The sequence below is a fragment of the Nocardia sp. NPDC127606 genome (genome assembly GCF_042671725.1).
Classification (GTDB): Bacteria; Actinomycetota; Actinomycetes; order Mycobacteriales; family Mycobacteriaceae; genus Nocardia.
The window spans coordinates 76,933-91,553 of sequence record NZ_JBHXWQ010000007.1 but is presented as its reverse complement, the minus strand read 5'-3'; the positions used below and the strand labels follow the sequence as shown (position 1 = coordinate 91,553).

Genomic DNA, 14,621 nt, shown 5'->3' with positions numbered 1-14,621 from the left:
GACAAGGATTCGCCATGCGCCGGATTTTGACGGCCGCACTCACGGTGCTGTTCTACGGCCTCACCGTCGGCATCTTCGCTCCCGCGGCGACGCCGGAACCGCACTATCCCACCCCCAATCCCGATCCCTTCTTCACCGCACCGGCCGATATCGGCGACTTCGCGCCCGGTGACGTGGTGCGGCAACGGAAGTTCAACCTGGGCCCCTACCAGGGCACCGACATCTGGCACGTGGCCTTCCGCTCGACCAACTCCGCGGGCGACCCCATCATGGGCGTCACCACGGTGTTGATCCCCGCCGGTGTCGCGAACCCGCCGCTGGTGTCCTACCAGGCGCTGATCAACTCCCTCGGCACCAAATGCAACCCTTCCACCTCGCTGATCAACGACGAAACCCCCGACGCGTTCGGCGCGGTTCTGCCGCTGGGCCGCGGGTGGGCGGTCGCCTTGCCGGACTACCTCGGGCCGAATGTCGCCTACGGCGCCGCCAGGCTCAGCGGCATGGTCACCCTCGACAGTGTGCGAGCGCTCCAGCGCGCGCCCGAACTCGGCCTCGGCCAGTCCCCGATCGCACTCGCCGGGTACTCCGGCGGCGGGCTGGCCACCGCGTGGGCGGCCGCGCTGCAACCGACCTACGCACCGGAATTGACACTCGCGGGCGTCGCCGCCGGCGGCATCCCCGCCGACCTCGAACAGATGGCCCTCGGGATCGGCTTCGGGCACCATCCCGGTTTCGGCCTCGCCTGGGCGGCGGCGATGGGCCTGGAGCGCGAATACCCCCAGCGTCTGCCCATTTCCGAGCAGCTCAACGGCGAGGGCCTGTGGTTCCGTGATTTCACCGCTGACGAATGCCGGCGCTTCCTGCTGTTCCACGGGGTGGCCCGCAGCGCCGAACAGCTGGCGGCGACCAAGTCCCTGATGGACAGCCCCGAGGCGCGAGCGGTGTTGCGGGAGAACAGTTTGCGCTACGACCCCGAGGTGCCCGAGACACCGATGTTGATCTGGCAGGGCGTCTTCGACGAACTGACACCCTTCGATGCCGTCGAGGACGTCGCCACCCGCTACTGCGCGGCAGGCGCGCCGGTCACGTTCTCCCGCTATCAGATAGCCGAGCACTTGACGACCGCGGTGGCAGGTCTGCCCGAGGCCTGGAACTTCATCGAAGCCAGGTTCCGCGGCGAACCCGCGCCGACCCGCTGCTGATCAGAGCGCGCCGAGCAAGTCTTCGAGGTGGATGGGGACGCGGCGGACGCGGACGCCGGTGGCGTGATAGATCGCGTTGCCCACCGCGGCCGCCGAGCCGACGATGCCGATCTCGCCGATTCCCTTGCTGCCCATCGGGTTCAGATGCGGGTCGTGTTCGTCGATCCAGCTGACGTCGATGTCGCCGATATCGGCGTTGACCGGGATGTGGTACCCGGCGAGGTCGTGGTTGACCACGGCGCCCAGACGCGGATCGAACTCGCTCTGTTCCAACAGTGCCATCGACAGACCCATGGTGACGGCGCCGATGAATTGGGAGCGGGCCATCCGTGGATTGATGATCCGGCCCGCGCCGAAAACGCTGACCACGCGCGGAACCCGGATCTCGGCGGTGTCGGTGTCCACGCGGACCTCGACGAAGTGCGCACCGAACGCATGGGTCGAGAAGTTCTCTCGCCCTGGGTATTCGGGCGCCTCGACCGTGATCTCGGCGCCGCCGGCAGGTTCCGGCCCGAACCGGTCGCGGAAGGCCCGCGCGGCCGCCACCACGGCCGAACCCCAGGACGCCATGCCGGTCGAACCGCCCGCGACCGTCCCTTTGGGGAGATCGGAATCGCCGATACGCAGATCGATGCGGTCCACGTCGACCCCGAGGGCGTCGGCGGCGATCTGGCCGAGGGAGGTCCAGGTGCCGGTTCCGATATCGACGGCGTCGATGGCGACGTCGTAGCGGTCACCGGTGTAGCGCACGCGGGCGCTGTTGCCCGAGGAGGTGTCGGCCGGGTAGGTCGCCGCCGCGACCCCGGAGCCGATCAGCCATCGGCCCTCGCGCCGCGATTTCGGCGCCGGGTCGCGCTCCGCCCAGCCGAAGCGCTCCGCCCCGGTACGCAGGCATTCGACCAGCCCACGGGTGGAGAACGGGCGCCCCGATTCCGGATCGACCTCGGGTTCGTTGTGGATGCGCAAGGCGATCGGGTCCATGCCGAGGGCGATCGCGAGTTCGTCCATCGCCGTCTCCGCGGCGAACATGCCCGGACAGTGCCCGGGCGCGCGCATCCACGACGAGACGGGAACATTCAGTGCCGCGAAACGGTGCGAGGTCGATCGGTTGGCCGCCGAGTACATCACGCGGGTGACCACGGCGGTCGGTTCGGCGAATTCCTTCACCGTGGAGGCCTGCGCGATCGCGTCGTGGGCGATCGCGGTCAGGGTGCCGTCGGGGTGCGCGCCGAGCCGGACCCGCTGGCTGGTCGGCGTCCGATAGCCGGCGAGGGAGAACAGCTGTTGCCTGGTCAGCGGCAGCTTCACGGGTCGCCCGCCGCAGAGTTTCGCGGCCATCGCGGCGAGCACGATATTGGCGTGCGGCTCACCCTTGGACCCGAAGCCACCACCGACGAAAGGTGCGATCACCCGCACCCGCTCGGGCGCCAAGCCGAACAGGGGCGCGATCTCGGCGCGCACCACATGGGGGCCCTGCGTGGAGTCGAACAGCGTCAAGGTGTCGCCGGTCCAGTGCGCGACGGTGGCATGCGGTTCCATCGGGTTGTTGTGGACCATCGCGGTCGTATAGGTGTGGTCGATGGTGACCGGGGCGATGGCCATGGCCGCGTCGACGTCACCGATCGTGGTGTCGGCGGGAAAGCCGCCGCTCACTTCCTCGGGGTTGTGGAGGTCGTCCCGGTCGGCACTGAACGTCACGTCGGGGGTCTGCTCGTCGTAGGTCACCCGCACGTGCGCGGCCGCTTCACAGGCCACCTCCAGGCTCGTCGCCATGACGGCGCCGATCGCTTGCCCGCGGAACGCGATCTCGGTGTTCTGCAGGATGAACAGTTCGTTGTCGTCGTCGACGGCCAGCCGGGGAGCGTTGTGGTGGGTGAGCACCGTGACGACGCCGTCCATCCGCTCGGCCACGGAGGTGTCGATCTCGCGGATGCGGCCGCAGCTGATGGTCGACTGAATCACGAACCCGTACAACGGATCCGGTTGCGGATGCTCCATCGCGTAGGGCGCGACACCTCGGAGTTTGGCCGGTCCGTCGATACGGGTGGGTGAGCTGCCGATCGCCGGTGAGTTCATCGCGCCTCGCTCAGCTCGCGCAGGGTCGCGACGAGGACATTGCGCGCCAAGGCGATCTTGAAACCGTTCTGCCGCTGTGGGCGCGCATCGGCGAGTTCGGCATCCGCCGCGGCGGCGAAGTTCTCCTCGGTGGCAGCCCGGCCGCGCAGTCGCGCTTCGGCGGCGAATGCTCGCCACGGTTTGGCCGCGACACCGCCGAACGCAATCCGCGTATCCCGCACGACGCCGTCGGCGATGTCGACGGCGGCCGCCACCGACACCAGGGCGAACGCGAACGACGCACGATCGCGGACCTTGCGGTAGGTGGAGGTGCTCGCCCACTCGAGTGCGGGCAGGTCGACGGCGGTGATCAGGTCACCGTGCTCGAGGACCGTGTCCCGGTCGGGTTCGTCGCCGGGCAGCCGATATAAGTCGACCAGCGGGATCACACGCTCGCCGACGGCGCCGAGCACCCGCACCACCGCACCCAATCCGACCATCGCCACCGCCATGTCGGAGGGATGGGTGGCGATGCACTGGTCGGACGCGCCGAGGATGGCCTGGTCGCGATCGAACCCGCCGATCGCCGAGCATCCGCTGCCCGGTTCACGCTTGTTGCACGCCACCGTCGAATCCTGGAAGTAGGGACATCTTGTGCGCTGCAACAGATTTCCGCCGGTGGTGGCGAGATTGCGCAGTTGTGCCGATGCGCCGGCCAACAGCGCCGCCGACAGCATCGGATACCGCGCCCGGATAGCCGGATGCGCGGCGAGATCGGCATTGCGCACCGCCGACCCGATGCGTACACCACCGTCGGACAGCTGGGTCACCTGATCGAACGGCAGTCCGCTGACATCGACGAGCCTGCCCGGCGCGATGATCCCGAGTTTGAGGTGATCGACGAGATTGGTTCCCGCACCGAGGAATACGGCGTCGGGCTCGGCGAGCACCGCCGCGACCGCCTGCCCCGCGTCGGTGGGGCGTTCGTAGGCGAACTCCCTCATCGAGCGATCTCCTGAATCGCCGCGACGATGTTCGGATACGCCCCGCAGCGACAGAGATTGCCGCTCATTCGTTCCCGGATCTCGTCGGCGCTCAGCACGATCTCGCCCGTGGGATCCGCTGTCACGTGACTCGGGGCGCCCGCCTGCACCTCGTCGAGCATGCCGACCGCCGAACAGATCTGGCCCGGCGTGCAGTAGCCGCACTGGAAGCCGTCGTGTTCGAGGAAGGCCCGCTGGACCGGATGAAGGTCGTCACCGTCGGCCAGTCCGTCGGCGGTGACGACTGTCGCCCCGTCGTGCGCGACGGCCAGCGCCAGGCACGACGTCGCCCTTCTGCAGTCCAGCAGGACGGTGCACGACCCGCATTGCCCGCGATCGCATCCCTTCTTCGGGCTGGTGACGCCCAGTTGTTCACGCAGGGCATCCAGCAGGGTGGTGCGGGTGTCGACGTCCACCACCCGCGTCCGCCCATCGACGGTCACACTGATCCGCGCTCGCATCGAACGGCCTCTCGTCGTGGGACACCGACTCCGCACAGACCCTTCCGGGCCCGCTACCAGCACGTACGCAAACGCTGCGCGCACGTCGGCCACGCTACCAATCCGGCCGTCTACCGCCGTGCACCTCGACCACATCCGCCGTGGTTTCGCCGGACCTCACGACCGGCGTGGTGGTCGCCGGGACGTGTGCGCGTGCTTCAGCGGGCGAAGCGGGCGTTCACCCAGGCCAGGGCGTCGTCGTTGCTCGCGCCGAGGATGGCGCGGTGATCGACGCCGGGATAGGTGCGGTATTCCACGGGTTGGCCGCTCAGCTGCTGCTGCGCGACCATGGCGTCGGTGCCGACGGGCAGCACGACGGTGTCGGCCTTGCCCTGCAAGACCAGCATCGGGGTGGTGAGGGTCAGCCCGCTGGGGTCGTTGTCGTCGAGAACCCTCACCAGCGCACCGGGATCGGCGTCGGCGGAGAACGTGTCACCCGCGCCGAGTCCGCCCCAGGAATCCTGCTCACGCAGCTGCCCGATGCAGCGGTCATCGGCCTGGCCCACCATCGACACAGCTTCGGCGGTGAGAAATGTCGACGGGTCGATGTCGGCGACGGTCTGGGCGCCACGGATGAACAGCGGGATGAACGACACCGAGCCCGCCGGTGCGTCCACCGTCTCGGCGATGCCGGTGCGCTGGGCGAGGGTGAAGGCCTGCACGACCGACCCCAGATGCGAGGCCGGCGCCATCGCCACCGCACCGAGCAATCGCAATTGCGGCGCCCACTGCTGCGAGCGCGCGTTGGCGTAGACGGCGGCCTGACCGCCCTGGGAATGTCCCATCGCCACCCAGCGAGTCCCGATCTCGGGCGCGATCACCCGCGCCGCCAGGGCCATGTCCGCGACCGCGCGCTGCTCGGCCTCCCCGATCAGGTACCCGTGCGGGCCCGGCGTACCCAACCCCTGATAGTCGGTCTGCGCCACCGCGTATCCGGCAGCGATCCACCGGGCCAGGGTCTCGCGCGTCAACGAGGTGTAGTCGTGCGCGGGGAACCCGGCGCCGGTGTCGCGCGAAGGCGCGCACACGTCGGCGGTGCCGGTGGTGCCGTGCGCCCAGGAGATCAGCGGCCAACCGCCGGCCGGCGGCGTTCCCTCGGGGACAGCCACCGTGCCGGAGACGGCGACCGGCTGACCGTGCACATCCACCGACCGGTAGAGCACGCGGACATTGCGCGCCCCCGGCAGTCCCGGCTCCCCGGCGATCGGCTGTGACGAGATCACCGATCCATGCTCGCCTGCCACCGAATCCGGTGCCGGAGAATAGAATTCGAGACCGGTGGACGCGGGCTCGGCGGTGGCGACAGGGACCGCCGACGCGCAGACGGCCAGCACCGCCGCGGCTGCCCGCGCGCATCGACGCAGGACGATCGACGCCGACTTCGTGCCTGAATCCATCACCACTGAATCCTCCTGATCGTCGTGTCGAACACGTCCTGGTCCGGCCGCGGCGCAATATACCGCTGCGCCGGACAGGGCTCGTATGCCGCACCGATGAGTTTGCGGGGGCGACATCGTCGTAGTGGTAGACAGTGGATCGATCGGGATCCGCGCGCGCCGGACACCGAAGGGAACGAGCTATGAGGATCGCTACGTCCAAGGACGGCACCGAACTCGCCTATGACAGGTCCGGTGACGGGCCGGCGCTGGTGTACATCACCGGTGCGACGTGTTTCCGGCGGTTTCGGCCGATTGTCGGCGACGTGCGGGTGTTCGCCACGCGCTTCACCGTCTACAACTACGACCGGCGCGGGCGTGGGGACAGCGGCGACGCGCAGCCGTATGCGATCGAGCGGGAAGTCGACGACATCGAGGCGATGGTCGATGCCGCCGGTGGGCGCGCGATTCTCTACGGACATTCCTCGGGTGCCGCACTGGCCCTCGAAGCGGCGGCACGGATACCGGACAAGCTCGACAGAGTCGTGATCTACGACGCCCCCTATGTGCACGACGAGGCCGAACGGGCGTCCTACGCCGAGCTGGCCGCGACGGTACGCGCACTGCTCGACCAGGCGGAGAACGCGCGAGCGCTGAAGGCGTTTCTACGCGGGATCGGGATGCCGGGCGCGTTCGTCTCGCTGCTACCGCTGTTTCCCGGGTGGAAAACGATGAAGGCACTCGCCCCCACCTTGATGTACGACATCGCGATCACCGAGACACTTCCCCCGATGGAACGGTTCGACAAGATCCGGGTTCCCGTGAAAGTCGTTGTCGGGGAGAAAAACCCGCCCGGGATGCAGCAGGTGGCCCGGGAGCTCGCCGCGGCGATCCCCCAGGCGACCCATCAGGTGCTCGCCGGACAGGACCACATGGTCAGCGCCAAGGCGTTGCTGCCGATTCTCACGGACTCCGCTGCGCACGATTGAACCCGGACCTGGATTCGCGGCCCCGGTCTACGTCGTCGTCCACGACGTCGGCGGAACAGTTCGGGTGGGCCGCGGGAGCGTGCACGCAGCCAGAGCCTCGGTTCGGCTCGCGTAGACGGGTAGCCACTCGGTGAGACCGGCCGCGACGATGATCCGGTTGGTGACCGACGGCACCGGATTGACCACGCTCATGCGCAGTTCGCTCTGCTGGGCGCGGGTCGCCATGTCGAGGATCGCCCGGCAGGACATGAACGTCACGTCTCTGATGTCGATCACCAGGTGGCCCGACTCCCCCTCCGCCGTGATGGCCTCGTCGAGGATGGTGCGCCATCGGGGCAGGTTGCAGGCGTCGATCTCGCCGTGCACGTGCAGGACAGTGGCCGCGTGATGGAGGGTGACCTCCGCACGGAGTATCGAGTCGAATTCATCGATCCGCGACGGTCGATCGCCATGGCCGGAATGGGTGTTCACGAGTGCCCGATCCCTCGACACCGGCAGGTGTACACACTGCCCCGGCCGATCCTGGTGGCTCAAGAACGGCTGGTGATCCCATTTGAGCACGCCGAACCGATCGTGTCACCGTTTGTGATGGATCCGATGCGCACGCAGTCGCGGTCAGCAGCCCTCGAGGGTGGCGTCGGCGAGTTCGCTGATCACATCGGCGATCTCGCGTCGTCGGTGCATCGCCGCCACCTGTCGCCGCGCGCCGTTTCCGCGCTCGCCGAGCGCCTCGACCGCATCGGTGACGAAGGCGTAGTCACCACAACGACGCAACGCCGCCGCGATGTCGTCGACGAGCCCGGCCAGCAGGTCCTGATGGGGAACGACGCGGCCCGCGACGAGGTCGAGGCCGTTGCCGTCGAACCCGAATCGCGCGGCGTTCCAATAGGCGGCGCGCAGCATTTCGCCGGACACCGCGGGAGCGGGGATGTCCTGGGCGATCGCGTCGAGCGCGGTAGTGACGATTCCGCGGATGAGCGCGGCCAGCAGGGCGGATTCCTCGGCGGTCGCCGGCACATCGCTCACCCGGATTTCGACGGTCGGAAAGGTCTCCGATGGCCGGACGTCCCAATAGACCATCTTGTTGTCCAGGATGCTGCCGCTGGATCGCATCATCGCGACGATCGATTCGTAGTCACGCAGCGAGGCGAAGTACGGCGGCGGACCCGCGCTGGGCCACCGGCGCCACAGAATACTGCGCCAACTCGCGTAACCGGTTTCGCTGTCACGGTAGATCGCCGAATTCGCGGTCAAGGCGAGCAGTACCGGCAATCGTGGCCGGACATGATTGCTCACCAGCACCGCGGTTTCACGGTCGGGCACCGCCACGTGCACATGGCACCCGCACAGCCCCTGCTCGTGGGCGATCATGCCGAAAGCGTGTGCGATGCGCTGGTAGCGCGGTGTATCGGTGACCGGATATCCCTCGGGGACGGCCGGCGGAACCGCCACCGCCAGCAAGCGGGTGCCGTGCTCGGCCGCGCATTCGGCCACCCTGCGCCGTGCGGTTCGCAATTCCGCCAGCAAGGCGCCGATCTCGGAGTGCACCGCGCTACTCGTCTCGACCTGACAGCTCGTCAGCTCCAACTGCAGATCGATCCCGGCCTTCTCCGCCGTCTCGGCGACCAGCGTGTTCTTCGGCGCGGGCGCGCCGGACTCGGGATCGGTCAGCAGGAACTCTTCCTCGACGCCGACCGTCGGAACATGCGCGGACACTTTCTCACCTCCGTCCAGCACCTGCGGAGCGGGCGCGGGCCACCGGTCCGGTGAAGGACCGATGGCCCGCGCGGCGTGACCGGTCAGTCGCGGAAAGCGTCCTTGACCTTCTCGCCCGCGTCCTTCAGGTTCGACTTGGCCTGCTCGCCGCGACCCTCGTTCTCGAGATCGCGGTCGTCGGTGGCGCGGCCGGTGGCTTCCTTGGCCTTGCCCGCCAGCTCTTCGGCCTTGTTCTTCGCCTTGTCAGCGATACCCATGGTATTCCTTTCAGGCTGTTTCTCGGCCACTCTGTGGCCGTGGGCCGTCCTGGGGACCCATCGACGGCCTACCCGGGTCTGTCAGGTGCAAACAGGCTCGGCGTCCAGGGTGAATAATCAACACATGACCGAACTGGACAACGCATCCACCGCAGAGCGCGCACTTGTCGAACGCGTGATCGGGGTCGGCGACTCGTTGACCGTCGGTCGCTTCCGGTTTCGATTCGCCACCCGGCAATGGGAATGGTCCGATGAGGTCGCACGGATGCACGGCTACCAGCCCGGCACCGTGCCGACGACCGAGATGCTGGTCTCGCACAAGCACCCCGACGATCGGGATCGGGTCGCGGCCATGATCACCTCGGTCGAGGACAGCGGCGCGTTCTCCAGCCACCACCGCATCATCGATACGCACGGCCGGATCCGCGATGTGCTGGTCGTGTCGGAGCCGCTCGTCGACGTGGACGGAACGGTGATCGGCACCGAGGGCTACTACATCGACCTGTCCGACACCGCGGCCGAATACCGGCGCGAGGCACTCGACAGCACCCTGCCGGGGCTGCTGGAGGCGCGCGTGGTGATCGAACAGGCCAAAGGCGCGCTGATGCTCGCCTACAGCGTCAACGCCGACCAGGCGTTCCGGGTACTCCGGTGGCGCTCGCAGGAGACCAACGTGAAGCTGCGCGCCATCGCCGAACGCGTGGTGGCCGAACTGCCGACCGTGGCCGGCGACGAGGTGCGGTTGCGCACCCGGCTCGACCACGTCCTGCTGACCGCGCACGAAGGCGCCCAGGTCGATCCTGTCGGCTAGCCCTCGACGAGTTGTGCCCAGGACTTCGCCGCGAACGACCTTTCCGGTTTCTGATGCCGCACAGCGAGATCAGCCTGCGGTGACGGCCAGTCGGGGATCCTGGCCGGGATTCGGCGGAGCGGCCACCGCGTCGCCGAGACCTCGAAGCATCGGCGGCGGCGGCACAACGTCGGGACCGGGCTGGTCCGGCGGAACGGGCACCGGATCACCGGGACCGGGCGGAGTCGGCGGGGCAGGCACCGGGTCAGGACCGGGCGGAGTCGGCGGCGGCGGCACCGGATCGGGACCGGGCGGGCTCGGCGGGCGAGGTATCGGATCCGGACCGGGCGGGGCGGGTACCGGATCGCCCGGGTTGGGCAGGAACGGGTCCGGTGGGGGGCCTGGTGGTGTGGGTTCCGGCGGTGTCGGCACCGAGGTCGTCTCGGTGCGCTCGATCGCGAACATCATCGCCTCCTGTCATCGGTGTTGCGGCGGGCGCACGACGTCGGGCACCCACGAAAGGCCGCGACGCAGGCCGAGCGAGCACCGCGATGACGTCGTTGGCATCGTGATGGTGCGCTCGACCCGCGCCGAGGTAACTCCGGTGTCGACACCGTCCTACGAAAGCGTGGCTGAGCCGATTCTTCGGCGCCCGTTCCACATTCGGCCGATCGCCACAGTGGTGGGATGCCCGCGCACTCGCACTCGAAACGGCGCCGCGTCGGCGCAGGTCAGGTGTCGCCTTCGAGGCGCGCCCACGCGCGGTGCTCGCCCAGGTCGGTGAGCAGCCCACTGGCGGCCGCCCCGGGATCGGCGACGGTGATGCCGGGCGCGTCGGGGTCGACGTCGTTGCGCTGCAGCACCGAGGCCGCACCGTCGACCGCGGCGATCGCTTTGCCGTGCCGCCACATCTCCTGGACCAGCAGGTTCACCCTGGGATCCGTCGGCGCGGCCAGCAACAACGCGCCGTCGAATTCGACCGACCGCATCGTGGCGAAAGTCCGTGCCACCGGCACACCGTCGATGACACCGCCGCGCGCCGCGACGACCATCGGCCGCACGCCGGCCCCTTCCAGAGCGGTCGAGACCTCCCCCACCGTGTCGCCCGACGTGGTGTCGTCGACCAGCAGGGCCACCGTCCGCCCGTCCACGGGGAAACTGCCCTGTCGCTGCGACAACGCGGGACTCGGCGCGAGGTCCACGTGGTCGCTGTTCGGGGCCGGCTTGTCGAGCCCGAGCTGCCCGGCGACGTAGTCGGCCAGCCCGTCGTCGACATTGACCAGCATCTGCAGACCGCGCCGCTGGATCGCCTCGGACTCGCACTTGCCCAGTTCGAAGGAGAACGCGTCGGCCAGATGTTGCTGTTCACCGGCGGTCAGGCTGCGATAGAACATGCGCGGCTGCGAGTAATGGTCGGCGAACGAGACCGATCCCGGGCTGTTGGCCGAGGTCCGCAGTTTCGCGGTCGGCGGCGGAATGGGTGTCGGTGACTCGACATAGGCATCCCCGGCGAAACTCGCCGCGTAGGGGCACCCGCCACCGAGCGAATTGGGTTTGTAGGCAGCGACTCCGGGGTGCACCGCACCCTGGTGCATCCCGTCACGGAAGAGGTCGTTGACGTCGGCGTGCGGCGTATTGATCGGCAACTGGGTGAAATTCGGACCGCCGAGCCGACTGATCTGGGTGTCGAGATAGGAGAACAACCTGCCCTGCAGCAGCGGATCGTCGGTGACCTCGATGCCAGGAACCAGGTGCGTGGGGCAGAAAGCGACCTGTTCGGTTTCGGCGAAGAAATTCTCCGGATTGGCGGTGAGCCGCAAGGTACCGATCGACTGCACCGGAGCGAGTTCCTCGGGAACGAGCTTGGTCGGGTCCAGCAGATCGATGCCTTCGAAGAGGTGGTCGGGAGTATCGGGGAAAACCTGCACACCGAAATCCCATTCCGGTGCCATACCCGCCGCGATCGTGTCGGCCAGATCCCGGCGATGGAAATCGGGGTCGAACCCGGCCGTCAACTGGCATTCCTCCCACAGCATCGAGTGCACGCCCAGCCGCGGCTTCCAGTGGAACTTGACCAGACTCGTCGTACCGTCTTCGGCGACCAGCCGATAGGTGTGGATACCGAATCCCTCCATCATCCGCAACGAACGCGGCAGCGCCCGGTCCGACATGTTCCAGAAGGTGTGCGCGGTCGCCTCGGTGTGCAGCGTGACGAAATCCCAGAAGGTATCGTGCGCGGATTGCGCCTGCGGGATCTCCCGATCCGGCTCGGGCTTGCCGGCGTGGATCACATCGGGGAATTTGATCGCTTCCTGGATGAAGAACACGGGAATGTTGTTGCCGACCAGGTCGTAGACCCCTTCGCCGGTATAGAACTTCACCGCGAAACCACGGGTGTCCCGCACCGTATCGGCCGACCCGCGTGAGCCCAGCACCGTCGAGAACCGCACGAAGACCGGGGTGCGCGCGTCGGCGGCCAGGAACTTCGCGCGCGTCAGCGACGCCGCGGCGCCGTTGGCGACGAACACACCGTGGGCGGCGGTGCCGCGAGCATGCACGACCCGCTCGGGGATGCGTTCGTGGTCGAAGTGGGTGATCTTCTCGCGCAGGTGGAAGTCCTGCAGCAGCGTCGGGCCGCGCGGTCCCGCCTTGAGCGCGTGATCGGTGTCGGCCACTCCCGCGCCCTGCGGCGTGGTCAGCCGAGGACCCTGCTGGGCGCGCAGGCTCGCGTCACCGGGAATCGGTGCACCCGTGGGGCCGCGCAGCGCGGGCCCTTCCTGGTCGGCTGCCGGACCCGCCTGCTCACACGGCGTTCCGGCGTCCTCGTCGGGTGGAGTCGGCGGATGGGTGAATTCGGACGGAATATCGCGGTCGGTCATAGTATTTCGTCGTCCCTTCGTCGCACTCGGGGAATTCGGAGAATCAGCCTGCCACCTCGTCGATGGACTACCGCGTTATCGGCGCGGCAAACAGCGGTTCGGTCTCGGATCGTGGGGTAAGCGGCGCGTATGGAGATAATTGCGATCGTGGCTTTGGTTGCCCTCGTCGCGGTGGTTCTGACGATGCGCAAGCGCCGTGGCAAGCGGCCGGGTGAACCGGAGTCGACGGGCAACGACCCGAAATGAGCTCGAGGCGTGACCCGACGGTTACTGGGTAACCTTCGACAAACGGTGATGGATGAGGGAGGTGGCGTGCGGGCTCGAGATCGCGACACCGCTCCCCGCTCGAGAACTGTCGGGTTCCAGGTGCCCGCCGAACTGGACCAGCTGAGCATGGTGCACGCCCTCGCCGAGACCGTGCTGCTCGTCGGTGGCTTCGCGCTCGACGAGGTCACCGATCTCCTGCTGGCCCTCGACGAGGTCGCCACCGCGTTGATGCTGGTCGCGACGCCGGACACCCTGCTCGACTGCTCGTTCACCGGTGGGGACGGAGCGCTGGGCGCCCGGGTGAGCGCCGTGGCCCGAGAGCCCGCCGCCCTCGATGAGCAGTCCTTCGGCTGGCACGTCGTCGCGACGCTGACCGACGCGCTGCGCACCGACTACGCCGGTTTCGACGCGGCCCGCGACGGCTACCCCACCACGGTGGAATTCGGCTGGATCAGGCGATTGCACGGACCTGCCAAGTCGTGACCATCGCGCGCTAGCCTCGTGAGTAGGGCATAGCCCCGGGTCCCGGTGGGTACCCCATGAACACATCTGCAACCGCCTGGAAGTGAGGCAAGTAGCGATGACATGGGAATCAACGACAGCTTCGGCCGACCGCTCGACCGCCCGGCGATCGCATTCGCACGGCGACAGCTACGACAACATCGAACCGTGGTTCGAGAAGCTGCGGGCGCTTCCGCCCGGCGACGCGCACCGCGACCCCTTGCGCGCGCAGGTCATCGAACTGTGCTTGCCGCTCGCCGACCACATCGCGCGCAAGTTCAACGGCCGCGGCGAGCAGTTCGACGACCTCGAGCAGACCGCCAGGGTGGGGCTGGTCCTCGCCGTCGATCGCTATGACGTCACCCGTGGCTCCTCCTTTCTGTCCTTCGCGATCCCGACGATCATGGGTGAGGTACGCAGGCACTTCCGTGATCGCACGTGGGCGGTCCGGGTGCCGCGACGGCTCAAGGAGATCCAGCTCAGGATCGGGCCCGCCACCGAGGAACTCTCGCAGCGGCTCGGACGGTTCCCCACCGCGCACGAACTCGCCGAAGAACTCGACGTCGACCTGGTCGAGGTCACCCGCACGCTGGTCGCGGGCAACGGCTACCAGACCAACTCCATCGACGGCGTCACCCACGACGGCCGCGACAACTCCACCCAGCCCATCACCGACACGCTCGGCAGCGACGAGCCCTGCTACCAACTCACCGAGGACGCGATGGCGGTCCGTCCGCTGATCGCCGCGCTGCCCGCCGAGGAGCGGCAGGTGCTGATCATGCGTTTCTACGAGTCCCAGACGCAGGGCCAGATCGCCGAGCACCTGGGTGTCTCGCAGATGCAGGTCTCGCGGATCCTCGCACGGACCTTGTCCTGTCTGCGTGAGCAAGCGCTCGCCGAGCCGACGTCGACGCAGTGACAGCGGCGGTGACACGTGCCAGAATTATCCCAGGTTGAGACCTCCAGCCGACCCCGGTCCTCGTCTGCCGCTCCCCCAGGGTCGGCCGATGCCCCCTCGGCACCGATGACCGGAAATTCCTGTCGCA

General features: G+C 68.2%; 14 protein-coding genes. 5 read left to right on the top strand and 9 right to left on the bottom strand.

From position 1 onward, the window contains the following. The first annotated feature begins 14 nt into the window (after positions 1-14). Positions 15-1,202 (top strand): lipase family protein, encoded by a 1,188-nt coding sequence (locus ACFVJ5_RS26770; RefSeq protein WP_379224129.1) that lies wholly within the window; start codon positions 15-17, stop codon positions 1,200-1,202. Here the strand turns inward: ACFVJ5_RS26770 and ACFVJ5_RS26765 are convergent, their stop codons facing one another. The 4 genes from ACFVJ5_RS26765 to ACFVJ5_RS26750 all read right to left on the bottom strand — a co-directional run bounded on the left by ACFVJ5_RS26765 (position 1,203) and on the right by ACFVJ5_RS26750 (position 6,197). Further along, a complete protein-coding gene (locus tag ACFVJ5_RS26765) occupies positions 1,203-3,278 on the bottom strand; it encodes a xanthine dehydrogenase family protein molybdopterin-binding subunit (protein WP_379224127.1) in 2,076 nt (691 codons plus the stop codon). Further along, entirely contained in the window at positions 3,275-4,261 is a 987-nt protein-coding gene (locus ACFVJ5_RS26760; RefSeq protein ID WP_379224125.1) for an FAD binding domain-containing protein, read from the bottom strand. Before ACFVJ5_RS26760 ends, ACFVJ5_RS26765 begins: the two co-directional genes overlap by 4 nt. Then, positions 4,258-4,761 carry a 2Fe-2S iron-sulfur cluster-binding protein gene (locus ACFVJ5_RS26755; protein ID WP_379224123.1) on the bottom strand — a complete coding sequence of 168 codons (504 nt, stop codon included), beginning with the start codon at positions 4,759-4,761 and terminating at the stop codon, positions 4,258-4,260. The genes ACFVJ5_RS26760 and ACFVJ5_RS26755 overlap by 4 nt, the downstream gene beginning before the upstream one ends. A gap of 197 nt (positions 4,762-4,958) precedes the next feature. Then, a complete protein-coding gene (locus ACFVJ5_RS26750) occupies positions 4,959-6,197 on the bottom strand; it encodes an alpha/beta hydrolase family protein (RefSeq protein ID WP_379224121.1) in 1,239 nt (412 codons plus the stop codon). A 182-nt stretch (positions 6,198-6,379) separates the two neighbouring features. Between ACFVJ5_RS26750 and ACFVJ5_RS26745 the strand changes: the two genes are divergently transcribed. Further along, positions 6,380-7,165 carry an alpha/beta fold hydrolase gene (locus ACFVJ5_RS26745; protein ID WP_379224119.1) on the top strand — a complete coding sequence of 262 codons (786 nt, stop codon included), beginning with the start codon at positions 6,380-6,382 and terminating at the stop codon, positions 7,163-7,165. Positions 7,166-7,192: 27 nt separating this feature from the next. Here the strand turns inward: ACFVJ5_RS26745 and ACFVJ5_RS26740 are convergent, their stop codons facing one another. The 3 genes from ACFVJ5_RS26740 to ACFVJ5_RS26730 all read right to left on the bottom strand — a co-directional run bounded on the left by ACFVJ5_RS26740 (position 7,193) and on the right by ACFVJ5_RS26730 (position 9,138). Beyond that, positions 7,193-7,636 carry an anti-sigma factor antagonist gene (locus tag ACFVJ5_RS26740; protein ID WP_379224117.1) on the bottom strand — a complete coding sequence of 148 codons (444 nt, stop codon included), beginning with the start codon at positions 7,634-7,636 and terminating at the stop codon, positions 7,193-7,195. A gap of 144 nt (positions 7,637-7,780) precedes the next feature. Further along, positions 7,781-8,881: a glutamate--cysteine ligase gene (locus ACFVJ5_RS26735; RefSeq protein WP_379224115.1), complete on the bottom strand. Its 1,101-nt coding sequence runs from the start codon at positions 8,879-8,881 to the stop codon at positions 7,781-7,783. An 83-nt stretch (positions 8,882-8,964) separates the two neighbouring features. Next, complete coding sequence (locus ACFVJ5_RS26730) at positions 8,965-9,138, bottom strand: CsbD family protein (protein ID WP_378995042.1); 174 nt, start codon at positions 9,136-9,138, stop codon at positions 8,965-8,967. 124 nt (positions 9,139-9,262) lie between these two features. Here ACFVJ5_RS26730 and ACFVJ5_RS26725 point away from each other — a divergent pair, with 124 nt between their 5' ends. After that, positions 9,263-9,949: a PAS and ANTAR domain-containing protein gene (locus tag ACFVJ5_RS26725; RefSeq protein WP_379224113.1), complete on the top strand. Its 687-nt coding sequence runs from the start codon at positions 9,263-9,265 to the stop codon at positions 9,947-9,949. A 69-nt stretch (positions 9,950-10,018) separates the two neighbouring features. Here ACFVJ5_RS26725 and ACFVJ5_RS26720 read toward each other — a convergent pair whose 3' ends face one another. Together ACFVJ5_RS26720 and ACFVJ5_RS26715 are read right to left on the bottom strand one after the other, a co-directional pair. Next, positions 10,019-10,393 (bottom strand): hypothetical protein, encoded by a 375-nt coding sequence (locus ACFVJ5_RS26720; protein WP_379224111.1) that lies wholly within the window; start codon positions 10,391-10,393, stop codon positions 10,019-10,021. Between the two features lie 266 nt (positions 10,394-10,659). Further along, on the bottom strand, positions 10,660-12,807 hold the full coding sequence (locus ACFVJ5_RS26715) for a catalase (RefSeq protein WP_379224109.1): 2,148 nt from the start codon (positions 12,805-12,807) through the stop codon (positions 10,660-10,662). Positions 12,808-13,119: 312 nt separating this feature from the next. On the opposite strand from ACFVJ5_RS26715, the gene ACFVJ5_RS26710 reads away from it, so the two are divergent. Both ACFVJ5_RS26710 and ACFVJ5_RS26705 read left to right on the top strand, forming a co-directional pair. Further along, positions 13,120-13,557 carry an anti-sigma factor gene (locus tag ACFVJ5_RS26710; RefSeq protein ID WP_379224107.1) on the top strand — a complete coding sequence of 146 codons (438 nt, stop codon included), beginning with the start codon at positions 13,120-13,122 and terminating at the stop codon, positions 13,555-13,557. Positions 13,558-13,654: 97 nt separating this feature from the next. Beyond that, on the top strand, positions 13,655-14,494 hold the full coding sequence (locus ACFVJ5_RS26705) for an RNA polymerase sigma factor SigF (RefSeq protein ID WP_379224106.1): 840 nt from the start codon (positions 13,655-13,657) through the stop codon (positions 14,492-14,494). The last annotated feature ends 127 nt before the right edge of the window (positions 14,495-14,621 follow it).